Source organism: Legionella santicrucis (assembly GCF_001468135.1).
GTDB classification, from domain to species: domain Bacteria; phylum Pseudomonadota; class Gammaproteobacteria; order Legionellales; family Legionellaceae; genus Legionella; species Legionella santicrucis.
Window position 1 is genome coordinate 10,961 of record NZ_LNYU01000048.1, and the last position, 24,636, is coordinate 35,596.

A 24,636-nucleotide genomic window follows, 5' to 3' on the forward strand; every position below is an offset into this window, starting at 1 on the left:
CGACGCATTACCTCAAATGACCTGTTGCCTAAGGAGAGAAAGCGGCATGGGAGCATTGAAAAGGGATTTATATTTAAAAACATAGCGCTTGTGTTATCGCCGAGGTAATAGTGCTGTAAAAAAACGTATGTTGGATGAATTTTATTATCATCGGATGATAACGCGCATGACGAACAAAAAATTTGTTGTTGAAAAAGAAACGCCAGTAGATCGTACAAACTCATAATGATTCATAGTAAGAGGCTCTAATTGAATCGTTTTACCCTGCAGAACCTCCAAATTACTGACTTTTGGTTTGTTTTCATAATAGACACATCAAACGTTATTTATTTAGTGTTGATCTTGATTCTATTCAACAAGAAAATGAATTTCGTAAACATCCCGGATTATGATTTTCTAACCGGGATTGTTTTTGAAAAACTAACAGGTTAATGAGAGCGCATTCTCAACACCCTCCGGGGATGTTGCTTTGGTCAATTCTTTCTCTACTCGTGCAATAAGGGTATCCATTTTATCTCGTCCACCAAAAAACTCACAATCTAAAATAACACTAGGATCATGTTCAAGAAATTCCTTGAGAAATATTATCCCATTACCAAGATCCTCTTTACTCAACTCATCTAAAGAACGCTCGAGACCTAATGCTTTTTGTAAGGTAAACAATAAATTGTCATCCAGTCCCCTTGGATGTTGCAATAATAAGGCATATCCACCAAAAAGCATATAGTTGCATTTTTGCTCATAACCTTCCTTTAACTTGGTTAGCAAAATGCTATGATCCATTGATTCGAGATTATCTCGAATCAATGGTGTGTAATATAAATCATATATTATATTTCTTGATTTATCTGATTCAACATATTTAAGAATACTTGCGCCAATTGCCTCGTCATTTAATGTTTTAAAAACATTAAAATCTTTATGCTCTTTTGCTACCGCTTTGCACCATTTTTCTATATCTTTATCAAGCTGCTGTCGTTCATTTTCAATTTGTTTTATTAGAGATTGGACAAAAGCGATTGCTTTAAACCGATGCAAAATCGCAGCACCACGCCTTGTTTGTTGCTCAATAATCTCCTGCAAGTATTTTTGGAAATTTGCATCTTGAGCAAAATGAGGATATTTCATGTATCGAAGAACTTTTTCTTTATCTTCGATAAGCATATTATCACGAAAAACCTCTAATGCCCGTACAATAGTTACAACATCAAGAATCTTTAAGTCATCTTCTTTGAATTTCTTTTTAGGAATATGCTCTATTTCTTTTAATTGCAACGCCCTTCTTATCGCTAGGAACAATTTACAATTAGTGACATCACATCTACCAAAATAGGTCCAAGATGCATATCCATTATAATCATCATACTCTTTGATTAACCGAAAATAACGATGAATTAATGCTCCTAATAAAAACAAAGTGCCTTGGGTGGTTTTTTCTTTATCTTCTTTGGGAATTTGTCGCAATTCATTAACTAATAAGTTAAATACTTCGCGTTGACTCTCTCTATCGGTCTTGCTGTTTATTACTTCATTTGTTCTGGCTATTAATACTTCAAGACTAGTTTGTTGCACTGAATCACTACTCCGTGCTTCAACCACTTTATATCTGCCTAATAAAGTAGAATATGCAGTGTCCAGGTTAAGAGTATTGACTCTAAATGTCGCAAATGGTGGTGGGGTATAAGTCATACAACCTCCTTATTACATATTCAATCCCAAGGAACCCATGATCCCTCTATAAATCCCATACAACGCTGAAGAACCATTATAAAACGATAAGTGTTTAGCCTCATGAATGTCTTTTTGAATTGTTGCTCCTAATCGTGTATTTAATTCACTATATGTTTTTTCTTCACGTCTTTCATAAACAAAAGTGCAATAATAGCTAAGATCGCTCAGACACGAATCAAAGAACCCCTTATTTATCTCTTCAAGTGATTGCACCCCCAAATGACCGCGAAATAAATCAATCAAAGGTTGGTGCAAATAACTGTTTATTATTGAGCTATATTGAAACCACTTTAGTAAATATATTCCAATAATAACCTTGGTTCTAAATTCATTGAAATCATCAAGAGTTAACTTAGGATCCCTTTTAACGTCTTTAACATAATTGAGTAAATCATAAGTCTCATCTAAGCTCCGAGCTAGGAGACTTATTGTGCTCGCATCATCCATGGCAGCATTGTCAGGAATTAGTATTGAAAAAAAACTTAAACAGCCCGCATGTTGTCCATAAGCTCGTGCTAAACACATCGCTAACCGTTTTGCTTTTTGCTGAAATATAGCAAACTGAGTCATTGCATCCCTCCTGCAAATAGTGACCCGCAAAACTGCAACGCGTCATTTATGTCCTAAAATGTAAACGCCTCCATTTTTTATAACAACCAATAAAAAATATTGCAACTATTAATTTAACGAATTGAACATAAAAAGAATTAAGCGTTTCTTTTTCTCAATTAATGCTTGAGTTTTAACGGTTAAACATATAGCCATGTTGTTGAATTATTCATCAAAACACTACATTGCAAAACGCTCATCAATTGAAGTAATTAGCTTTTGATGAATACCATTAAAACCACGGTTACTCATAACCAATACAGCATCTCCTGCTTGTACTGTTTTTGAGACTTCATTAACGATGTCATCATGGCTTTTACAAATGGTGTAAGGGCAGGTCCAATGATCTAAGGTTTTATGTAAATCAAAATCTTGAGGTTCTAAAACATAGGCGCCATGAACTGATTCCAAAGCGTGTGCCATTTCTATAGCATGAATGCCTGTGCGCATGGTATATGATGCAAACTCCAAAACAGCAAAAATTCGTTGATGCCTATTACTTCGTTTTAAAGCATCAACAGTGCGCATGATAGCGGTAGGATGGTGTGCAAAATCATCATAGACGGTGATACCATGCTTATTGGAACGAACTTCCAATCGACGTTTCACTGGTGTAAAACGTTCTAAGGCTTCAGCAGCAACTTCGGGGCTTACGCCTGCGTTTACACTCGCAGCAAGCGCAGCCAAACCATTTTCTACATTAAAACGGCCAATTAAAGGCCAATTAACTTCCGCAACTTCTTGCCCCAGATGCAATACTTTAAATGATGAACCATTCTCTTCAAGTAATTTTGCAGACCATTGAGCATCACCATCCAAAGAAAGCTCTTCAATTCGTGAATACTGGCCACGTGCAATAACTTCATTTAGCGCTTTATCATGACAAGGTTTGAGCGCAACACCACTTGCAGGTATCGTTCTTAACAGATAATGAAACTGCAATTGAATTGCTGCAAGATCAGGATAAATATCGGCATGATCAAACTCTAAATTGTTTAAAATAGCTATTCTTGGTCGATAGTGCATAAATTTAGGACGTTTATCAAAAAAAGCACTGTCATATTCATCTGCCTCAATTACAAACCATTTTCCTGAGCCCAAGCAAGCACTGGTTTTAAAATCTGACGATACACCACCGATCAAAAAACCAGGATTCAAACCCGCTTGATGTAAAATCCATGCAATCATAGAGGTGGTTGTTGTCTTTCCATGTGTTCCTGAAACAGCAATCACTTGATATTGGGATAAAATGTTTTCAGCGAGCCATTGTGGTCCTGAAGTGTAGGGCTTTCCTGACTCCAGAACAGCCTCAAGCACGGGCATGCCTCTTTTAATTGCATTACCCACAATAATTAAATCAGCTTGTAATGCATAACGTGTATCCACATAACCCTCAGTCCACTCTATGCCTTTTGCCGCAAGCAAATCACTGACAGGTGGATAGCAATTAGCATCGCTACCAGTAACTTTATGCCCTGCTTCACGAGCAAGCAAAGCAAGGGCACTCATAAATGTTCCACTGATACCTAATATATGTAAATGCATAATAATCCTAATCTCATTGTAATAAAGAAACAGTTAAAATGTTAACAGCAACTAAGCCAAAAGTAGTTAATACTGCTTGAATCATAGTCAAATTTAATGCGAACTTATAAATATTAGCTGTAATAACAAATTGCCAAACCGATAAGCCCAAACTTAAAAATAAATAAATAATTCCCAGAAATAAAAATAAAGGGTTTCTTAAATGAATTTGAGATAAATAAGGAGCGATCAGCAACAAAGGAATAACTAATATATGAATAATAATGTTGATAAAAAATAATGAAGTTACAACTTGTACAAGTCTTGCTGCTAACCCTTTAAAGGATAAAACCAGATAAGTATAAATCACATCAGAAATAATCAAACAGAAAGAAATAAGTGCACTATTCACCATACCATTAGAAGATTTAAATGAAGTAACACTCCATTCAATCATGATGAGTAAAGCCAAAAAAAATCCACTCAAAACCATTCGAGAAATAGAATAAGGGGTATTTTCAGGACTTTCCTTTAATAAACAGATGTCCCAGTAACGATCAAATATAAAATGGAGCATTTATGTCTTCATTTTAGAACATAGAGTATTCGTCCTATTGTCATTAAATTAGTCCACTACTCTCTTCATTAATTTCTTCACCATGCTAAGCTGCTGAATGACAGGTTCATTCCATGGCCCTGATATTTTGTAACTGTACCCAGAAATTTTTTGCATACTTTGACTTATAATATTATTTGCAACCCATGCTGCAACACCAGCAACAGGGCCACCTGCAATAGTTGCAACAACTGGTAAGCTTGCGGTTATATGGGGTGAGATCTTTAAGTTCAAATTATAAGTATGCTTGGGTAAATTTAAATCTCCTTTCATACCGGCATAAGCAACCGGACCATCCAGATAACTGTCTTGGGTGGTCATGATCCCATTGTTAATCATAAAATTTCCTTGAAAAATGTCAAAGCTGTATCCTTGATGTGACAAATCACTAAAATCCAATTGCAATCGACGCGGAATTGTCTGTAAACTCAAAATACTTAATAATTTACCTAAACCCAGTTTTTCTTCAGTTGCCTTACTTAAATGAGTAATCCTTCCATTTTTAAATTGTAGATACATCTCTCCATTTAATGAGGCGAGAGAAAAGTTATATACTCTATTTTTCCACCCCCCGTGAAACTCCATATAACCTTTTTTAGCATGAACAGCAGGAGTTACATTCCAACGTTCTAAAGTTTTTGCTAAATGAGTCATATTTAATTTGACATCCAGTTTTGTTTGGTTGACTTTATTTTTTTCGGTCCACTCGCCCTGAACATCAAACTGATAAACTGGAGAATCAATTCGGCAATAATTTATCGACCATTTTCCAACACTGGACTGGCTTTTCAAAGTAACGCTACCAATTTGTAATTTATTCACTGATAAGTTATCAATGCGCAAATTAAGATTTGGAATTTGATCTGGGTGTATTTGTACTGAATCAACATAATCCTTATCAGCAACATGGATTTTATCCAAATTCAAATACTGGACATGGCCGCTTAATTCGTTGGTTGGTGCACGATAAACCAAATCTGCAGCAATCATTTTTTGTTGTAAACTAAAAGACCAATCCTTGTTAGGTAGTATTTTTGCTTTAATAACCATTGCATTGAATTGTTGTTTTAAAAAGTTAAATTTATCAATGGTTATATTGATGATGCGTAGTTTATTTAATAAAGATGTATTCGTTTGTGTTGTAGAAAATTGAGTATATATATCCTTCCAATCGTGCAAATCAAAACCTTTTAATGAGCCGACCAGTGAAAGCCCCGGTAAATTCTGATTTACCGCATTCGCACTTCCCAAGCGCAATTGCCCTGAACTAAAAGCCAGTCCTTGCTTTTCTTTTTTAAACAGTAGATCAGCGCTGAGCCGTACATCATAATGACCTCTTAACCGCATTGATTCTTTTGCATTAAAATCAACATTCAAATTTAGAGGCGTTTTTTCATCCGCCTCTTTTCCTAAAGGTGCAGGTAAATGAATTGCTAATCCCTCCAAGGAGCTGCTTAAACTGATACTGTCTGCTTCCGAAGGTTTATCAGTTAGCTTTAATTCTGCATTCACCAAAAAAGAACCATCAGCTAAAGCAAAAATAGGTAGTTTAAATTGATCCTTTAAAGAATCAACAGTACATTTTCCATTAACGGTAATTGTTGTAGCTGGTTTTGGCTGTTTAACAGATTGAACTTTAATATTCATTGGATTTTCAAGAATGTTAGCAGACAAGGAACTATCAGTAACTCCTGCTTCATTAAACATTAATTCACCAGATAAATTCTTTACAGTAAATTTGCTTAATTCATGATTTACAATAATGGTGTTATTTTTAAAAGTCGCATTTCCCTGAGCAAGCACGGTATCATTTTCAGGATATAAAGGAGCCTCTACTCTTAAATTGAGTAATGCAGTTCCCTTAACTGACAACATTTTCAAAAGAGATAGTTTTTTCTTGAGGGGAGAAGCCATAATATAATCCATCATTTTTTGAACAGATGCATTAATTCTTCCAGTAACAATCAAATTTTCTTTATTCTTTCCTATATCATCAATACGCAAATGCATTTGTTTGGCTGGCACGCCCTGAAAATTAGCATGGGCTATATCAATATTTAAATTACGCTTGTTTAGATGAATATATCCATCAATGTCTTTAATCACTTGCCATTTAGAATTGATTGCAAGCTCTCCCCCACTCGCAAAACTATCTATAGTAAATTCCCCTGTATTATTATCAAAGGGGAAATCTTTCGCTAAACCGTTAAGCCTAATCTGGCCACTTGCTTCAGAAATACGTTTTAGATCATTTTTCAACCAAAGATATAATTTGGGTTTCAAGTATTCTTTAGGAAGAAAAGCAACCCATTGCTGCCAATTTTTTCCAGAAAATTCGGCACCCAAACGAATATGGCCTATAGATTGGCGACTTACTTGATCGACAACACCTTGCATACTCATTGTTAACTCAGGCTGACTAAAGACAAATCTCTCTATGCTAACGCGCAAACCGTCATTCAAGTCCTTCCAATCAAAAGCACCATTAAGTAATGATAAAATTTGCTCTGGATAACCGCTTACCTTTATGGAAGTATTCTCGGAGTCAAGTTCTAAACGTCCTTGGTCAGGTTGCCAATTAATCACTCCTGAAAGATGATGTACTTCTGGGATGGAATCTCTGGCGTTCCACCCCAGCTGTTCAAAACGTGTTAAAACATAATTAATAGAATAATCATTAAAAACTGTCTCATTATCATCTTTTTGCAAATTATCTTTAATGTTTTGCTTGTTCTCATTAGACCCAGCAAGCTCGATCTGAGGTAGCTCATCTGCACCAAAGCTCAACGCATTAAAACTTGGGATGGGAGGGATACTTGAGGCATTAGCATTCGCCGTTATCATGATCTGAGAATCATGTAAGATTCCCTGAGGCTCCATGTCCAACAGGGCTTGCATGCTTTGGGGCCAGTCAATTGCATGAGACAGTAGCGATTCGATAATAATTGATTTCACAAATAATTGATAACTTTGCTGCTCTTTCTTGTATTTAAGTAATATCTGATTTTCAGGCCAACTCATTCCTCCCATACGCAATTGAATGTGATCCGCAAGCAATTGCCATCCTACATTATCAGGCTTCCAAGATAAGTTAGCAAAAAAAGACTGAATCAATTGGCTTTGTTGATTACGTAATAGGCGCCAAGCCAAACGTTTAAAATCTACCTGTGCTTGTACTGAAGTAATAGAACCATGACGCATATCAACCCATAAAGTAATGTTACCTTTACCGCCTTCCAAATGTTCCGTTGCTTGAGGAAATAAACTTTGCCATTGAGCAGGTACGATATTTTTAGCCGAGAAATAAAACCGTCCTTTTATCTCTTCAAAATGTTCCGGATCAAAATATCCATCTCCTAATAACTGAAAATCAGTACTGTTAGTTTGTGCGAGTCTAGCGCCTCCCTTAAATTTATAATGTCCACCACTATTGGCTACTGATACATTTAATCCATCTACTGGAATCAAACCACCATCGCTAAAATAAAAATAAGCTGAAACATGTTTAATAATTAAACGTTCTTGTTGTGATAACCAAATTAAAATTTGTTTGGTTTTTTCGGGGGTCATGTCATTATTATTGAGTGCATTTGTAGTAATACCATCAATAGTCCAATGAGCATCCTTTTCTCTTAGATTAAGATGCATATCATCAATATAAAGAACGCCGGGTTGTATCTGCCAATTCCATAAAGATTTGAATAAATTAATCCCTACTAATAATTTATTGACATGAAAATTATTATTTGAGTCATCGCCTAAAGTAACTTGATTTAATTTAAGTACGGGATGAAACCAATACCATCCTGTCTCTATAGTTTGAATGGTAACTGGCTGGCCAAGAAGAAGGGATAGATGTTGTTCAATATCACCTTTATACTCTTTCGCCCATGGAGTTAGTGCACGGAAAATACTGGATAAAACAGCCATAAAAATTATGAAGACTGCTAAATACACCCAGATTCGTTTAAATACTTTACTCACACTTAGGATTCGGTTACTCATTAATTGTTTTACTATACCATTGCTTGCTTGCTCATACTACATTTTAGGTTTTATACAGTGTAACCTTCCTCTCGCATTTTCGCTAATTTATAACGTAAAGTTCGCTCGCTTACTCCTAATAAAGCAGCTACCTTTTGTCTATTACCTTCATTTTCTAATAATGTTTTCTCGATCAATTCAAATTCATGGACTTGCAAATTTTTACTGTATGCTGTTGAGCTTGTATCTGGAACCAAAGGGGCGGTTAAGGATAATTGTAAATGTTCTGCTTCGATAATACCTTGTGTTTGTAATACTAATGCTCTTTGAATCACATTATCAAGCTCTCGTGCATTTCCTGGCCACGGATAAGCTAACATCAACTTTTGCGCAGCTGGGCTAATTACAGGAACTACAGGCTGCTTATGTTGGCAATGTTTACGAGTTAAATAATTGGCTAAAGGAATAATATCATTTTTTCTTTCTCGCAGCGGATGCCATTGTAAGGGAAAAACATTCAAACGATAGAACAGATCTTCTCTAAAGCGTCCAGCTTTCACTTCGTCCTTAAGTAGTCTGTTTGTTGTAGCCAAAATACGTACATCAAGATCTATTGTTTTATTAGCACCAATACGCTCTACTTCTTTCTCTTGTAAAACACGAAGCAATTTAGCTTGTAAACTTAAAGGCATTTCACTCACTTCATCCAGAAGCAAAGTTCCACCTTGTGCTTGCTCAAATTTTCCTGGAGTAGACTTATACGCCCCAGTAAATGAGCCTTTTTCATAACCAAATAAGGTTGCTTCAAGCATTTGTTCAGGAATTGCAGCGCAATTAATTGCAATAAAGGGTTGTTTTTTTCGCGGTGAATGATCATGAATAAAATGTGCTAACACTTCTTTCCCTGTTCCACTTTCACCACTAATCATTACTCCCACATCAGATTGAGCGACTTTTAATGCCATAGACAATAAAGCTTGGCTTTTAGGATCTTGGGCTATAGGTTCTCCAGTATTTTCATCAAATTCAACTTTAATGTATTGATTGATTTTTTCAGTTAATACCTGAGCACTAAAAGGTTTTTGTAAATAATCCACTGCGCCATGATGAATAGCCGTCACTGCATCTTGAACGGAACCATAAGCGGTCATTAAAATAACAGGCAACCCTGGTCTTTTTTTTTGGATTTCCGATAATAGCTGATTTCCATCCATCTCATCCATGCGAATATCGGATAAAACTACAGAGGGATTATGGATTTCAAGAAGAACTAAAGCTTCTTTGCCATTTTTAGCTGTAATATAAGTATGGCCAGAAATAGTCATTGTTTCAGCCAGAGCTTCCCTTAATACCGGATCATCTTCAACGATTAAAACATGACTCATAGGATTTCCTTTTCTAAAAGTTAGTACCCCCTAGGGCAAAAACAAATTCACTTGAGTGCCGATTCCCTCTGTAGACTCCAAATTTACTCGACCTCCATGCGCTTTTACTACTGCATATACCACTGCTAAACCCAGACCGTTACCTTGAGCCTTTGTAGTATAAAAAGGTGAAAAAGCCTGATTTTTCACCTCTTCTGTCATTCCTTTTCCATTATCTTCTACTGTTATTTGTATACCTGAATTGTCAGTAGATGCAAGTGTTAAATTAATTTCTGTTGCTTCTGATTGTAATGAATTAATCACTAAGTTTAAAACTGCACCAAGGAGTGACTCTCCATGGATTAATGCCTCACGTGTAATAAGCTGGTTATTCACATTTAACGTTACCCCACGGGCCAAAACATACGGTTGAGCTCGTTGTACCAGTAAAGAACACCAGTAAGTTACATCCATGCGTGTTGGTTCGATTGTAGTACCACGTGCAAATAATAATAAATCCTGAATTTGTTGCTCAATACTACTATGACATTCTTGCAATCTAAGAATCCAATTTTGAGTGCGGGAATCCAAATCAAGAAGATTATTCAAATGTTCCGTATACAACATAGCTGAAGCTAGAGGAGTTCTGATTTGATGAGCCAGCTGGGCGGTCATTGTGCCAATAGAAACTAAACGCTTTTCATTTTCTTTAGCTTTCTCATAATCTCGTGTTGCCGTAATATCTGTTAAGCTCACTAAAATACCTGGCAAACTATCTAAAGTAGCAACCGCTACATGAACACGCCTTCCATCCGCTAGAGAAACCTCATGCCCATCATCAACACGCGGAACAAACGCCCGCAAAATCACATCTAACCATAAAGAACCGAGTAATCCATAACCTAACATCGCTTCGGCAGGTGGGTTTAACCAAACAATACGCCCTTGAGAATTAATAATCACTAAAGCCGTAGGCAAACTGGATAGAATATCCCACTCAGAAAGAGGTATCTGGGGTTTTACAGCACAAGTTTGGTAATTAGAATAATGCATGATGAAATTATTATAATTAATATACTGACTCTAACAAATTTAGATTCAAATGAGAATATCTAAAAATTATGTAATTACAATCTATTAATGCTTAAGTATTTTGAACTAAAGTCTCTTACCTCGATTCTCTTTTTCAAGAGTTTCTTGAGCAACAGCTTCCTTCATTGAGACTAATCCATTTTTAATCTTATTACCTCGTTGAATTGTAGTGGCTATATCGTCAACTTTTAGAGGAATAATAGTAACATGTTGGTCGTATACTGACCTTTCTAAAGAAGTTTCATCGTTCTTAAGTGAACACTTTACTCCCTTTATATCCTGATCTATTTCTTTGTCATCAATATCATGGATTATTACATCACATTCTTTATTTGTATCTGTATCATGAATTATCACATCGCATATATCATCAAGAAAACCCTGTGAACTACTTTTTGCTGATTTACTCAAGTGGCGGCGCTTAGATTCCTCATCATCTTTTGCGGCTTGTTCCTCATCACTTTGTTTTAAGACACTGATCTTTTGGAATAAAGCCTTTTTGTTTGCATCAAGTCCCGGAAAAATTTCATTACCTGCTAGTCGGTTTAAAAGAAAACATGTCTGTGTTATTTTAGTCATCTTAGGCAAGTTATCTTTTATGTCCTCAATAGTACTAATCCTGGGTACCCTGAAAAATCCAAAAGAAATTTTATGAAAGAACCATCTAAAATTATTGGCTATTTCTAAATCTTTTTTTAATAATGCATCATCCACAGTATGTAAATATTGATTCATATGAACAAGGGCTTTGTCTCTGAATAATGCCTCTGGATTAAGTCTCGGATCTTGAAGTAGTTTTTCTAAATGAGCTGGCTCCATTTGCTCTAATTTTTTTTCTAATTTCTCATCTAGACTATCTGCAGTTAAAATGGCTCTAATTAATTCGATATCTTCATAAGAGCTTAATCTAGATGCGGGAGATAATTTTTCCAACTCTTGTATCAATGCATCAGGAAAGAATGTTACCTTTCCTAATAATCTCTGGAAGTGTTCGATAGATAGTCGGTCTTTTGAATTTTCTCGAGTTAATTCTTGAACAAGCAATGACAGATTCGTGACCTCATTTGTTGCTGGCTGGGGCGTAACAAATTTACTTAATAATTGCCATTTAACAAATTTTTTCTCAAAGTCATCTTCACTCTGCGCGTTATAAGGAATAAGATTACTTTTAAGCATAAATTCTTTTAAAGCCGTACCTACTTGAAAAGACATGTAGGAAGGCATATCTAGTTTTGTAGTAAATGCTTTAAAATTGAGACCGATACTACCTGATCTAAGACACCGCTGATATTCTGGCGCTCCATAAGCCGGGGAACTAAAAATTTCATTTACTTTTGGATCTTTTTTATCAGTGATCGTTTTTCTATCACTAACAATAAGTCGCTTACCATCAGTTAAGAAATTAGATAATTTAATATCAGGATGATAATGCCCTGAGTCCATTAGTTTAGTGCAAAAATCACTGATTTGAGTCACAAAGTTTAATGTTTGTTCATAAATCTCTTTTGGATCTCGGCCTTTCAGCTTTTGGGCATAACGAGCTAAATCTCCTTTTGATGCAAATTCACTAATCACAACAGGTTGATACGTTATTTCGTCATCATCACTCAAAAAGGGAACCATAATCGTTATATAATCTTCAGAGAAATATTCGCTAACTTGGTGGGTTTGTAGTTGTTGTTCTTTCCCAAAAGTATGTCGATCTTCTACTCGGATTATAGTGTTTATTGGCTCACCTTCAATAATAAAAGTAAAGTTTTTATTATTGCCTTCTGGATTGCCAAAAACTTTGGTTTGATATTCATCGAATTCTTCATGAACAAATCCCTGTATTGCATCAACTTTTGCATAAGCGAGTGATAAATAGTACACATGCCTTTGAATTTTTTCTTGTAATTGCTGATTCTGTTGATAGTAAGCTTTTATAATTTGATTATACTGAATATATTGCGCAATATTTTCCGAAGTTGGATCATTCGTAAATAATTTATCGCGTTCTTGCATTGCTTTATAGAAGTTTGTTTGCACTGTTTCTTGTAGAGGACTCAATGGAGGGGAAACATGAGAGACAGCATTGGCAAACTCAATACTCTGTAATAGTTGTGATGAATCACGATGTATTTCATATTTTTGTAAATGACTCTCTAATCCATTTTTATCGGGTTGATTTCTCCACTGAATTATTTCATTGATTGTACTGTATTGAGCTAAGCAATTGATTTTTTGTAAATAAAATAACCTTTTTAATTCAGCACTTTCTTCTTCATTAGAAATTTCATTATATTTTGAAACTAAATCTATCAGTTTTTTGAGGTCTTTTGAGGAATTGGAACTTGGGAAACCTAAATGCCTGGACATGGAACAAACCTTAATGAATGATTATTTTCATTGTCATCAAAATCATACCGAGAATATAGTTTAAATATTGATCAACATTGAAAGTTTACTGCTATTTCTAAAGCGATACTGCTGTCATATAATTTATATTAATTATTTTTTTTATCTAATGATCTTAAAAAAGCAAGTTTCTCGGCAATTTTTATTTCCAAACCACGCTCTACTGGTTTATACCATCCGGGTTCTCGTACCCCTTCGGGCAAATAATGTTCTCCAGCAGCATAAGCGTGAGGTTCATCATGCGCATAACGATACTCTTTGCCATAGCCTAATTTTTTTAACAACCGAGTCGGTGCGTTACGCAAATGGATAGGTACTTCTCGAGATTTATCCTGTTTTACAAAATCCATTGCTTGGTTAAAAGCCATATAAGCTGCATTACTTTTCGCAGCTATAGACAAATAAATAACAGCTTCTCCCAATGCAAGCTCTCCTTCAGGAGAACCAAGACGCTCGTATGTTGTTGCAGCATCATTTGCAATTTGCATTGCCCGTGGATCAGCTAAGCCAATATCTTCCCACGCCATTCTTAAAATACGCCGAGCTAAATAACGAGGATCTACTCCTCCATCTAACATGCGACATAGCCAATAAAGTGCGGCATCAGGATGAGAACCACGCACAGATTTATGTAATGCAGAAATTTGGTCGTAAAAGTTTTCTCCGCCTTTATCAAAACGTCGCGTATTTTCAGCTAAAGAGTTTATGACAAATTCTTTGGTCACATGTTCAGTATTCATTGCAGTACATGCAGTTTGTAATTGTTCCAGAGTATTTAATAATCGTCTGCCATCCCCATCAGCAAACCCGATGATCATTTCTATAGCCTCTTCATCAAATTGGAGATGGGATAAAACTGCTTGATGCGCTTTTTGGAATAATTGCCGTAGTTCGCCATCAGTTAATGGTTTTAAGACGTATACCTGGGCTCGTGAAAGTAAAGCAGAATTTACTTCGAAAGAAGGGTTTTCCGTTGTAGCTCCTATAAAAGTAACCAAGCCTGATTCTGTATAAGGCAATAATGCATCTTGTTGTGCTTTATTAAAACGATGAATTTCATCAATAAACAATAAGGTATGTTTACCATGAATCAAGTTTTCTTGTGCTTTTTCAATCGCAGCACGAATGTCCTTCACTCCCGAAAAAACTGCAGATAATGCTATCCATTCACAATCAAAAGTTTCTGCAGCAACACGTGCAATTGTTGTTTTGCCAACTCCAGGTGGGCCCCATAAAATCATGGAATGAAGTTTTTTTCCTGCAAAGCTTAATTTTAAAGATTTGCCCTCGCCTAATAAATGGCTTTGTCCAATCACCTCACTGAGACTCTTGGGCCTTAAAAGTTCTGCCAATGGTGGCTTAGGTTTTTCCTGAAACAAACTCATTGTTGAACCACATCCACTCCTTTAGGCGTTTTGAATTGAAACATGTTGGAGGTCAATTTAGGGTTTAATTTGATTTGAGATAATTGAACAGTAGTCACTTGCCCTAATTGATCATAAAGCTCTAACCCAGTTAAGAGTTCTTTTCTAAAGATCAATTTAATTCGTTGAAAACCCGCTTTAGGTGATTTTGATTTTAAATCAAAAACCAATTCATCGCCCATTCCATTTTGAGATACATTAAAATCTCGAGTAACTGTATCGTCATAACCACTTAAAAATAAAGCAGCAGTACCGCCCAAACCCTTGCTTTGCTTTTTAACCGTTACTTGTTCTAAATCTTTATCATAAACCCAAATTCTCTGACCGTCGGCAACCATCAATTGCGCCATAGGTTGTACGGTTTGCCAGCGAAATCGTCCTGGCCTTTGTAAAGCCATAGTACCCGACGAGCGAGATACGACTCGATGTTTTGCCTTGACTGATTGCTTAAAATTGGCAGCCATTGAACGAATTCCGTTGAGTTTGGCCTGCAATAATTCACCTGGTGTTTGACAAAATACCGTGGTAGAGATGCTTAATAGCAACGCAATAAATATTTTTTTCATAGTTAATCCTCAGTCACTGATGTCACTAGGACATCTCGATATCCCCCTTCTAAGGGGCCAACAATTCCTACACGCTCCATTTCTTCAATCATGCGTGCTGCGCGGTTATAACCTATTTTCAAACGTCTTTGTACTGCAGAAATACTTGCTTTACGTGTTTGAATTACAAATTCCACCGCCTGGTCATAAAGAGGATCATCATCTTCTGTTTGACCTTCTTCATCAGAGCCACCTTCATTTCCTTCTCCAGGCATTTTTAAAATAGCATCAATATAATCAGGTTCACCGCGAGCACGCCAATCATCTGCGATGCGATGCACTTCTTTATCATCAACAAAAGCGCCATGAACACGTAAAGGAGCGCCACTTCCAGGTGCTAAGTATAGCATATCTCCGTGCCCCAATAATTGCTCCGCACCTTGTTGATCCAATATAGTTCGAGAATCAATTTTTGACGAAACCTGAAAAGACATTCGCGTTGGAATATTTGATTTAATGAGACCTGTTAAAACATCTACAGAAGGTCTTTGGGTCGCAAGAATCATATGAATCCCTGCTGCCCGAGCTTTTTGTGCGATACGTGCGATTAATTGTTCTACTTTCTTGCCCACAACCATCATCATGTCTGCAAGTTCATCAATCACAACGACAATACAGGGTAAGGGTTCCAATTCAGGGGCAACTTCGTCCATGGAATCGGTAGGTTTCCATAAAGGATTTACCAAAGGTTGGCCATTAGCAATGGCTTCAATAATTTTACTATTGAAACCCGCCAAATTTCTTACTCCTAATGCAGCCATCAGCTTATATCGCCGCTCCATCTCCTCAACACACCAACGCAAAGCACTGGCAGCTTCTTTCATATCAGTAACTACTGGAGTTAATAAATGCGGGATACCATCATATACTGACAACTCCAGCATTTTAGGATCAACCATAATGAGGCGTACTTGTTCAGGAGTTGCTTTAAATAAGATACTTAAAATCATAGCGTTTATCCCCACAGATTTACCTGAACCTGTGGTACCAGCTACGAGTAAATGAGGCATTTTTGCCAAATCTACTACTACTGGATGACCTCCAATATCCACTCCTAAAACCATACTTACAGGCGAATGAGCCTGCTGATAGACACCCGCTGACAAAACATCAGATAATCGAACAACTTCACGTGAATGATTAGGTAATTCCAACCCAACCACAGTCTTACCAGGAATAACCTCAACAACACGTACTGAAATGACCGATAAAGAACGGGCTAAATCTTTAGCCAAAGCAGTTAATTTACTGACCTTTATTCCAGCAGCCAATTGCAATTCAAAACGAGTAACCACAGGGCCTGGATGCACAGCGACTACTCCAGCTTGAATGCCAAAATCTAACAAATGCTGTTCCACTTCACGTGATAAATTTTCCAACTCTTGGTGTGTGTATCCACCCATAGGTTTGCCAGGTTGCCCTTTATCTAACAAGCTGAGCGAAGGTAAGTCTCCTGAAGTACTCATTTTGGGAGCACGAATTTCTTTTATTTCTTTAGCAGGTTTACTAACTTCAGGCTTTGCTTCATTGGTTATTAAAACAGGGGTAGCAATAACTGTTTCTTTTTCCTTGGCAACTTTTGGTTTAAACAATTTAGGTGCGGGTTTCTCACGAGGCGCATTAGACATCTTTATTGCCTTTTTCGCTTTATTTTTATCACTTTGAAACTTGATAAACTGCCATGCTTTTTGTAGCATTTTGGTCACATAATTTACAATAAATAAAGTATAAAAACCGATTAGCTCAATCGCTTTTATCCAGGATAAACCAGTGAACCAAGTAGTACCTACTAAAAATATCGCCAATAACGCGAGACTTGCTCCATATACATTCAGCATTTGGTACCAACCACCACCTACTGCCTGTCCGATAAATCCTCCTGGACCGCGAATAGAATTTAATTGGCTCATCTCCACTTGTAAACTTAGTAAGCCGCAACCACCTGCAAACATAAAGATTAAACCAATAGAGCGCAGCAATAAAACTCGTTTATCGAGAATTTTTAACACACGAAAATCATGTAAAATAAGCCATGCAACATATACAAAAGATATAGGCACTAAATAGGCAATATATCCAAATGTAAAATAAAGCGCATCTGCTACGTATGCCCCCACTTGTCCACCTGAATTAGCCACAGCAAGCCCCTTCCATGCAGCATGCGACAGCCCAGGATCACTGATTTTATAGGTTAATAAGGACAAAAGAACAAAAAGAGCACTTGTTAAAATGAGTATAAAACTCCCCTCACTCAACCGTTTGGTGACATAATTTGGCATGTGCTTTTTAGTTCCTTGAGCTTTTTTTCCGGAGCGTTGTTTTTCCATAGGTATTTTCATATCTTTGTTTTTATCATAATATTCGCCATCTTAACACAAAATATTAAGGAAGGCAGAGAGATGAGCGCAAGCAATCACCATCGCTTAATCATATTAGGTTCAGGTCCAGCAGGTTATACCGCCGCTGTCTATGCTGCAAGAGCCAATCTTAATCCCGTTTTAATCACTGGCATGCAACCTGGTGGTCAATTAACGACTACAACAGAGGTAGATAATTGGCCTGGAGATATTGAGGGATTACAAGGCCCTGCCCTGATGGAGCGCATGCAAAAACATGCTGAGCGCTTCGAAACCCAAGTCATTTTTGATCATATTGTTAAAGCTAATTTAGCACAAGCACCTTTTGTTCTTCAGGGTGATAGTGAAACTTATACCTGTGATGCTTTAATTATTGCTACTGGAGCCTCCGCGCGTTATCTAGGCTTGGAATCTGAATCAGCCTATCAGGGGCGAGGCGTTTCTGCCTGTGCTACTTGTGATGGTTTTTTCTACCGGAATAAAGCAGTCTGTGTTATTGGTGGAGGAAATACTGCAGTTGAAGAAGCCCTTTATTTATCAAACATTGCTTCGTCAGTTACTTTGGTTCACCGACGTGATAGTTTACGTGCTGAAAAAATTCTTCAAGATAAACTTTTTGAGAAAACTCGAAATGGCAATATCAAAATCATCTGGAATTCAACATTGGAAGAAGTCATAGGTGATGGTAAAAAAGTAACTGGAGCCTTAATTCGTAACGTACAGAATGATACCAAAGAATCATTAGATGTAGATGGTGTATTTATCGCCATTGGCCATACGCCAAATACTGATTTATTTAAAGATCAACTCCTAATGAATAATGGTTATATTGTTATTAAATCAGGACTTGATGGAATGGCTACCAGTACATCCATTCCTGGAGTATTTGCATGTGGCGATGTAGCTGATCATGTATATCGTCAGGCTATTACTTCAGCAGGTTTTGGTTGTATGGCCGCCCTTGATGCAGAACAATATTTAGATTTAAATTTAAATAAATAAATAAAATGCAAAATTATAGCTTGGGTTCTTCCATTATACCCAGGCTATGATTTTCTTTGATTAGCAGTTGATAAAGTATTTTAATCTCATATCTGACTCCAAATTTCTTCTAGCCTAAGATCGTGTCCCTAAAAAATGCTAATAATGTTCTCTTCTTTCTCTAATACTTGCTTATAATCACTGTAAGATGCAATTTTATAGAACTCAAAGTTCAGGAGATTAAGTTGAGTTATAATGAACGATACTCTTTCCCCAATCCAGAAACTAGTGATGATCATGGTTTATTGATGGTCGGTGGAGATCTGGCTCCTCAACGTATACTTCAGGCTTATAAGCAAGGAATTTTTCCATGGTATGAACCTGGCATGCCTGTGCTTTGGTGGTCACCAAATCCTAGACTAATCTTGGTTCCCAGTGAATTTAACTTATCCCGAAGTTTAAAAAAATCTCTAAAAAAGGATTTTAGTTGCACCATCGATACCGCATTTAAACAAGTAATTACTGCCTGTGCTACTTGTTCTGATCGGTTTAATAACACTTGGATTACGGAAGAAATGATAGAAGCATACACCACTTTACATCTTTTAGGCTTCGCTCATTCATTCGAAATATGGTATGAAAACAATCTTGTTGGCGGTCTTTATGGAATTAATCTAGGACAGGCATTTTTTGGCGAATCCATGTTTCATAAAATAACGGATGCGTCTAAAATTGCCCTTTATTATTTATGCAAAACGTTAATAAAGTGGAATTTCGATTTTATTGATTGTCAAATACCTACAAATCATTTACAAAGTCTAGGTGCTAAGATAATTGATCGCAAAGAGTTTCTTTGTTTATTAGGCAAGACATTAATTAACCCTACAAAACAGGGCCTATGGCATTTCTCTTTTTGACCACTAATATTTTGAATTAGTAGAACTATACTATTAGAAGGCTGTATAAGGTAGCTAATAGTCAACCCCTTTTGCCATAATTTACTGAGTATGGCCTAGCTTTAATATGAGTTTAATAAAACCGGAGTATTTTATGGAAGCAATACAAAAAAATGAACCAAACTCCAAGATCCCAATTATTTTTGGATTAATCAACAGCTACCAAATACATAACCTTCTAGAACAGCATAATGCAAAAACAAAAGAATCTAAGGCGGTATTTTTAATAAGAGATAGCTCCTCTTACCCAGGTTTAATCACTGTTTCCTATTACTGTCAAGAACAAGATATAGTAAAACATCTTCGCTTTGGACTCACTGAAGAAGGATGGAAAATAGCCCCCAAGCCCCCTCAAGAACCTCCAAAAACAGATTCAACTGAGATTAAAGAAAAATATACCTTAGATAAAATAAAGTTTGATAAAAAAATGAAAAAATTTATCGATACTGCAAAAAAACTCTTTGAACAACATGTTAGCGCCGAACCCTTCAAAACATTAATCATAGAATTACAAAAACACGAATTTAACTTAGAAGGACTCATAAAACCCAAACGTTCCCAAGCCAGTCACGAAAAACATTTCACAGGCTATGTTTAATAAAATTTTTACATATAGAAAAAATATTACACAAGCAAATAGATACCAATCATGAAATTTGATACGGTTAGATTGCCATTTTATTTATTTTAGTGCAGTATACATGGCTGCAAGTATATGTATAATTATGCATAATAAACTTTATCAATTTGGTACATCACTGAGAGACCTATGGCAAAAGAAGATCATATAGAAATGGCTGGTACTGTTATAGACACCCTACCCAACACCATGTTTCGTGTTGAATTAGAAAATGGGCATGTTATTACTGCTCACATTTCTGGCCGTATGCGTAAAAATTACATAAGAATTTTGACTGGAGATAAAGTCAAGGTTGAGTTAACTCCTTATGACCTAACTAAGGGCCGTATTATCTTTCGTGATAAAAATTAGTCCAATTGAGAATTTAGTTTTAACTCCATCCTATCACCCTTCAAGCACATTGCCTTGAAGGAGTTTTCTAGTAATGCAAACTAAATTTTTAGATCAGCCTTGCCTCGCCCTCTGCGAAAACAGGTCTTAATTCTTAATGTTGTGTCTCACTTTAAAAGACACACAGAATTTACAGATTCAATCAACTCCAATTCTTAAGATAACATCTTACTGTTTGATAGGGAGCTCTGGTTCCTCTGCTTTCACAAAGGGTGACGCTCTTTCAAAGTTCAAGTTTTGTAAAATAGTTGTTGAAGACCTGAATAGGTTATTTATAAAGAGAAAAAATCCATAGTTATTAAACATTGATTACACAATAGCGCCAAAGCTGTTGACACTATTGCGTAAAAAAGATTTTATAACGCTTCAAATATTGCAGCAGCGCCCATACCCGTACCGATGCACATGGTAACCATGCCATAACGGCCCTTAGTTCTTTGTAAACCATGTAATAAGGTTGCTGTTCTTATTGCACCGGTAGCTCCTAATGGATGACCCAATGCAATAGCACCGCCTAGGGGATTTACTTTATCACGAGGAAGATCGAGTTCTTTGATCACTGCTAAAGCTTGAGCCGCAAAAGCCTCATTAAGCTCTATCCAATCCAATTGTTCTAATGTAATTCCCGCTCTTTTTAACGCAATAGGAATGGCTTCAATGGGTCCAATCCCCATAATTTCAGGAGGAACGCCAGCTACCGCATAACTTAACAACCGGCCCATGGGTTTTAACTTATAATAATGTAGCGCCTGCTCACTTGCTAATAAAGCGATACCTGCACCATCACTAGTCTGCGAACTGTTTCCCGCAGTGACCGTTCCTCTTGCGGCAAAAACGGGTTTTAACTTAGAAATTACCTCATATGAAGTCTCAGCACGTGGCCCTTCATCCTCACTTACCAATTTTTTCTTAATTAATACATTTGAGTTTTCTAAGTCTGCGTGTCTTATCGTGATTTCAATAGGACTGATTTCCGCCTTAAAATCACCACGTTGCTGTGCTGCCACGGCTTTTTTATGACTTTCAGTGGCAAACTCATCTTGTTGCTCTCGCGAAATTCCCCATCGCTTAGCTACATTCTCAGCAGTAATTCCCATACCATAAGCGATCGCTATATCTTCATTATTAAAAATAGCTGGGTTCGCTGTATACTTATTTCCACCTAAAGGTACCATCGACATGCTTTCCACACCACCAGCAAGGGCCAAATGTACATCACCACTACGAATAGAGTCCGCAGCTATAGAAATACTTTGTACACCTGAACAACAAAAGCGGTTAATGGTCATTGCTGGGACTGATTGAGGTAAATCGGCCAGCAACGATGCAATACGTGCTACATTCATGCCTTGCTCCGCTTCTGGCATAGCACATCCTACAACCACATCCTCTATTTTTGACTTCTCTACAGACGGATTACGCTCCATTAAATTTCGGATTACATGTGCTAACAAATCATCAGGCAAAGTATGCTTAAATACACCACGAGGTGCTTTACCAACTGGGGTACGTAATACGTCAACTATGTATACATTAGTCATTTTCAATCTCCCTTAATTACGTAGTGGCTTGCCGGTCTCTAGTAAATGACTAATCCGCGCTTGTGTTAACGGTGTTGAAGCAAGATTAATAAACGCTTCTCGCTCCAGTTTAAACATCCAGTTCTCATCAACAATTGTATCTTGATTGAGATTGCCACCACAAAGCACCGCTGCCAATTCTGTAGCTATAAAGTAGTCATGCTGAGAAATAAATCCCCCTTCTAACCAGTTCACTAAACCCGCTTGCAATCGAGCTTTCCCCTCAATACCAGCGATTCTAAACTGTTTCTTTAAAGGAGGAAGATAATTCTTTGTATGCATGGATTTTATTTGTTCGAGTGCTACGTAAAGAACCTCATCCGCGTGCATTATAAAGCTATCGGTATTTCGCAAATACCCCATCTGTATCGCATTGGCGGCTGAACTGGCCACTTGTGCAGTAGCAATATGCTGATAGTAACTTTGAAGTACTGGCAATAAATCACCCTTAGGAACAAGATGTGCCGCACGCATTGCCATTTCTTTACATCCGCCTCCAGCAGGAATTACCCCAACACCAAATTCAACCAAACCAGGATAAGACTCAAAAGAGGCAACAACAGCATCACAATGCATCATTAATTCACAACCACCGCCTAAAGCCCGCCCTCTTAAGGCAGCAACAACAGGGATAGGACTATATTTTAAGCGCAAAGCCACATGCTGAAATTGAGCAATCATTGCCTCTAAATCTCGCATTTTATTGTCTTGAATCAATTTTAACACGCCGCGTAGATCAGCGCCTGAGGAAAAATTATTAGCATCTTGTTGATGTAGAATTAGTCCATGACATTGTTTTTCCGCTATTTGCAATGCTTCTTCTAAACCATCCAGTACCGATTGCCCTACTGTATTCGCTTTACTCTTAAAATTCACTACAGCAACATCATCTTGTAAATGCCACAAACAAACACCTTCATTTTCATAAAGTACAGGTTTAGGATGCACTGACTCTTTGAGAACTTTGTCTGGGAAAAATTGACGTTTATAAACGGGTAACTGACTTCTAGGTTCATAATCATTGAGTGGTGGCGAATAGGCACCTTTTTCGGTATAAAAATGACTAATTTCAAAAAGCCATCCTGGCAAAGACGCTGAGCTAAGGGTTCTATTTTCTTTTATTTCTCGATAAATATACTGGGTCATCGTTGCCAAATCAGCAAGTTGCCAGGTTTCAAAAGGACCTTGCATCCAACCAAATCCCCAACGAATTGCTAAATCCACATCTCTTACATTATCCGCAATTGATGCAAGATGATAAGCACAATAATGGAACAAATCCCTAAAACATGCAGCTAAAAATTGTGCTTGCTTATCCTTAGAAGTAATCAGACTTTGCATGCGAGCAACCGGATCTTGGTTCCCCATAATTGCCTTTAACTCATCACTCACAGATGGTTCTGCTGGACGATAGGTTGCTGATTTTATATCGTAAACCTCGATTATTTTACCATTTTTTCGGTAAATACCTTGACCAGTTTTTTGTCCCAAATGTCCCTTTTTAATTAAATTAACAATCCACTCTGGTAATTTAAAACTATGGTGCCAGGGATCATCAGCTAATTGCTGCTGCATCGTATTTACAACATGCTGCATTGTATCTAAACCAACCACATCCATCGTACGAAATGTCGCTGATTTAGGTCTGCCTAATAAGGGACCAGTTAAAGCATCAACCTCATCCAGCCCCATATCCATAGCAAATGCATGATGTAAGGTTGTTAATAAAGAAAATACCCCTATACGATTCCCAATAAAATTTGGAGTATCTTTTGCCCTGACCACCCCTTTACCTAAATAGCGCGTCAACCAAGTTTCTAAATGATTCACTAATTCTTCATCCGTAGCTTCTGCAGGAATAAGCTCGGCAAGATGCATGTAACGCGGGGGATTAAAGAAATGAACGCCGCAAAAATTCTTTCTATGTCTTTCAGGTAAAACAGAACTTAGTGTATTAATGCTCAAACCGGAGGTATTGCTTACAAGGATCGCTTTTTCTCCTAAGTAAGGAGAAATACGTTTGTATAAATCTTCTTTCCAATCTAAGCGTTCAGCAATAGCTTCAATAATTAAATCACATGACGACAAGTCCGAAAGATGTTGCTCATAATTTCGTGCTTGTAATAAAGCAGCAGTTTGGGCTGTTGCAAGAGGATCTGGTTTTAACTTTCCTAAATGAGCTATTGCTTTATCAACAAAAGTATTAGGTCCTCCCTCTCTTGATGCTAAATCAAAAAGTAAGGTTTCTACACCTGCATTCACTAAATGCGCAGCAATCTGTGCACCCATAACGCCGGCCCCTAGAACTGCGGCTTTTTTTATAAAAAAAGATCCCTGCATTCTTTTTTCCTTATTCATTTATATTATCTGAGTAAGCACCATGAAA

At 37.0% G+C, this 24,636-nt stretch carries 17 protein-coding genes; 4 read left to right on the forward strand and 13 right to left on the reverse strand.

Features of this window, described 5'->3' with window-relative positions:
- Positions 1-420: 420 nt before the first annotated feature.
- The 11 genes from Lsan_RS09810 to Lsan_RS09860 all read right to left on the reverse strand — a co-directional run bounded on the left by Lsan_RS09810 (position 421) and on the right by Lsan_RS09860 (position 17,673).
- Positions 421-1,689: a hypothetical protein gene (locus Lsan_RS09810; protein ID WP_058514223.1), complete on the reverse strand. Its 1,269-nt coding sequence runs from the start codon at positions 1,687-1,689 to the stop codon at positions 421-423.
- A 12-nt stretch (positions 1,690-1,701) separates the two neighbouring features.
- Positions 1,702-2,301: a hypothetical protein gene (locus Lsan_RS09815; RefSeq protein WP_058514224.1), complete on the reverse strand. Its 600-nt coding sequence runs from the start codon at positions 2,299-2,301 to the stop codon at positions 1,702-1,704.
- 219 nt (positions 2,302-2,520) lie between these two features.
- A complete protein-coding gene (gene mpl / locus Lsan_RS09820) occupies positions 2,521-3,885 on the reverse strand; it encodes a UDP-N-acetylmuramate:L-alanyl-gamma-D-glutamyl-meso-diaminopimelate ligase (RefSeq protein ID WP_058514225.1) in 1,365 nt (454 codons plus the stop codon).
- Between the two features lie 13 nt (positions 3,886-3,898).
- Positions 3,899-4,441, reverse strand: coding sequence for a hypothetical protein (locus tag Lsan_RS09825; RefSeq protein ID WP_058514226.1), 543 nt, complete (start codon positions 4,439-4,441; stop codon positions 3,899-3,901).
- A gap of 48 nt (positions 4,442-4,489) precedes the next feature.
- Positions 4,490-8,485, reverse strand: coding sequence for a YhdP family phospholipid transporter (locus tag Lsan_RS09830; RefSeq protein WP_058514227.1), 3,996 nt, complete (start codon positions 8,483-8,485; stop codon positions 4,490-4,492).
- A gap of 50 nt (positions 8,486-8,535) precedes the next feature.
- Positions 8,536-9,849: a sigma-54-dependent transcriptional regulator gene (locus Lsan_RS09835; RefSeq protein WP_058514228.1), complete on the reverse strand. Its 1,314-nt coding sequence runs from the start codon at positions 9,847-9,849 to the stop codon at positions 8,536-8,538.
- Between the two features lie 30 nt (positions 9,850-9,879).
- Positions 9,880-10,881, reverse strand: a complete 1,002-nt coding sequence (locus Lsan_RS09840) for a sensor histidine kinase (RefSeq protein WP_058514229.1) — start codon at positions 10,879-10,881, stop codon at positions 9,880-9,882.
- Between the two features lie 105 nt (positions 10,882-10,986).
- A complete protein-coding gene (locus Lsan_RS09845; RefSeq protein WP_058514230.1) occupies positions 10,987-13,278 on the reverse strand; it encodes a protein kinase family protein in 2,292 nt (763 codons plus the stop codon).
- Between the two features lie 128 nt (positions 13,279-13,406).
- Positions 13,407-14,702, reverse strand: a complete 1,296-nt coding sequence (locus tag Lsan_RS09850) for a replication-associated recombination protein A (protein ID WP_058514231.1) — start codon at positions 14,700-14,702, stop codon at positions 13,407-13,409.
- The gene (gene lolA, locus Lsan_RS09855) at positions 14,699-15,307 is read right to left on the reverse strand and encodes an outer membrane lipoprotein periplasmic chaperone LolA (protein ID WP_058514232.1); all 609 of its coding nucleotides are present in this window, start codon (positions 15,305-15,307) and stop codon (positions 14,699-14,701) included. The genes Lsan_RS09850 and lolA overlap by 4 nt, the downstream gene beginning before the upstream one ends.
- Positions 15,308-15,309: 2 nt before the next feature.
- A complete protein-coding gene (locus tag Lsan_RS09860; RefSeq protein ID WP_058514233.1) occupies positions 15,310-17,673 on the reverse strand; it encodes a DNA translocase FtsK in 2,364 nt (787 codons plus the stop codon).
- 72 nt (positions 17,674-17,745) lie between these two features.
- Between Lsan_RS09860 and trxB the strand changes: the two genes are divergently transcribed.
- The 4 genes from trxB to infA all read left to right on the forward strand — a co-directional run bounded on the left by trxB (position 17,746) and on the right by infA (position 20,631).
- A complete protein-coding gene (gene trxB, locus Lsan_RS09865; RefSeq protein WP_058514234.1) occupies positions 17,746-18,705 on the forward strand; it encodes a thioredoxin-disulfide reductase in 960 nt (319 codons plus the stop codon).
- A 287-nt stretch (positions 18,706-18,992) separates the two neighbouring features.
- Complete coding sequence (aat, locus tag Lsan_RS09870) at positions 18,993-19,601, forward strand: leucyl/phenylalanyl-tRNA--protein transferase (protein WP_420324294.1); 609 nt, start codon at positions 18,993-18,995, stop codon at positions 19,599-19,601.
- A 133-nt stretch (positions 19,602-19,734) separates the two neighbouring features.
- A complete protein-coding gene (locus tag Lsan_RS09875) occupies positions 19,735-20,238 on the forward strand; it encodes an SH2 domain-containing protein (RefSeq protein WP_058514236.1) in 504 nt (167 codons plus the stop codon).
- Between the two features lie 171 nt (positions 20,239-20,409).
- Positions 20,410-20,631: a translation initiation factor IF-1 gene (infA, locus tag Lsan_RS09880; protein WP_019233117.1), complete on the forward strand. Its 222-nt coding sequence runs from the start codon at positions 20,410-20,412 to the stop codon at positions 20,629-20,631.
- Between the two features lie 395 nt (positions 20,632-21,026).
- Here infA and Lsan_RS09885 read toward each other — a convergent pair whose 3' ends face one another.
- Positions 21,027-22,211, reverse strand: coding sequence for an acetyl-CoA C-acyltransferase (locus Lsan_RS09885; protein WP_058514237.1), 1,185 nt, complete (start codon positions 22,209-22,211; stop codon positions 21,027-21,029).
- A 12-nt stretch (positions 22,212-22,223) separates the two neighbouring features.
- Positions 22,224-24,590, reverse strand: a complete 2,367-nt coding sequence (locus tag Lsan_RS09890; RefSeq protein ID WP_058514238.1) for a 3-hydroxyacyl-CoA dehydrogenase/enoyl-CoA hydratase family protein — start codon at positions 24,588-24,590, stop codon at positions 22,224-22,226.
- Positions 24,591-24,636: the final 46 nt, after the last annotated feature.

Coding starts and splice junctions, on each gene's coding strand:
- Lsan_RS09810 (WP_058514223.1), bottom strand. CDS start 1,689: ATGACTTATACCCCACCACCATTTGCGACATTTAGAGTCAATACTCTT.
- Lsan_RS09815 (WP_058514224.1), bottom strand. CDS start 2,301: ATGACTCAGTTTGCTATATTTCAGCAAAAAGCAAAACGGTTAGCGATG.
- mpl (WP_058514225.1), bottom strand. CDS start 3,885: ATGCATTTACATATATTAGGTATCAGTGGAACATTTATGAGTGCCCTT.
- Lsan_RS09825 (WP_058514226.1), bottom strand. CDS start 4,441: ATGCTCCATTTTATATTTGATCGTTACTGGGACATCTGTTTATTAAAG.
- Lsan_RS09830 (WP_058514227.1), bottom strand. CDS start 8,485: ATGAGTAACCGAATCCTAAGTGTGAGTAAAGTATTTAAACGAATCTGG.
- Lsan_RS09835 (WP_058514228.1), bottom strand. CDS start 9,849: ATGAGTCATGTTTTAATCGTTGAAGATGATCCGGTATTAAGGGAAGCT.
- Lsan_RS09840 (WP_058514229.1), bottom strand. CDS start 10,881: ATGCATTATTCTAATTACCAAACTTGTGCTGTAAAACCCCAGATACCT.
- Lsan_RS09845 (WP_058514230.1), bottom strand. CDS start 13,278: ATGTCCAGGCATTTAGGTTTCCCAAGTTCCAATTCCTCAAAAGACCTC.
- Lsan_RS09850 (WP_058514231.1), bottom strand. CDS start 14,702: ATGAGTTTGTTTCAGGAAAAACCTAAGCCACCATTGGCAGAACTTTTA.
- lolA (WP_058514232.1), bottom strand. CDS start 15,307: ATGAAAAAAATATTTATTGCGTTGCTATTAAGCATCTCTACCACGGTA.
- Lsan_RS09860 (WP_058514233.1), bottom strand. CDS start 17,673: ATGGAAAAACAACGCTCCGGAAAAAAAGCTCAAGGAACTAAAAAGCAC.
- trxB (WP_058514234.1), top strand. CDS start 17,746: ATGAGCGCAAGCAATCACCATCGCTTAATCATATTAGGTTCAGGTCCA.
- aat (WP_420324294.1), top strand. CDS start 18,993: ATGGTCGGTGGAGATCTGGCTCCTCAACGTATACTTCAGGCTTATAAG.
- Lsan_RS09875 (WP_058514236.1), top strand. CDS start 19,735: ATGGAAGCAATACAAAAAAATGAACCAAACTCCAAGATCCCAATTATT.
- infA (WP_019233117.1), top strand. CDS start 20,410: ATGGCAAAAGAAGATCATATAGAAATGGCTGGTACTGTTATAGACACC.
- Lsan_RS09885 (WP_058514237.1), bottom strand. CDS start 22,211: ATGACTAATGTATACATAGTTGACGTATTACGTACCCCAGTTGGTAAA.
- Lsan_RS09890 (WP_058514238.1), bottom strand. CDS start 24,590: ATGCAGGGATCTTTTTTTATAAAAAAAGCCGCAGTTCTAGGGGCCGGC.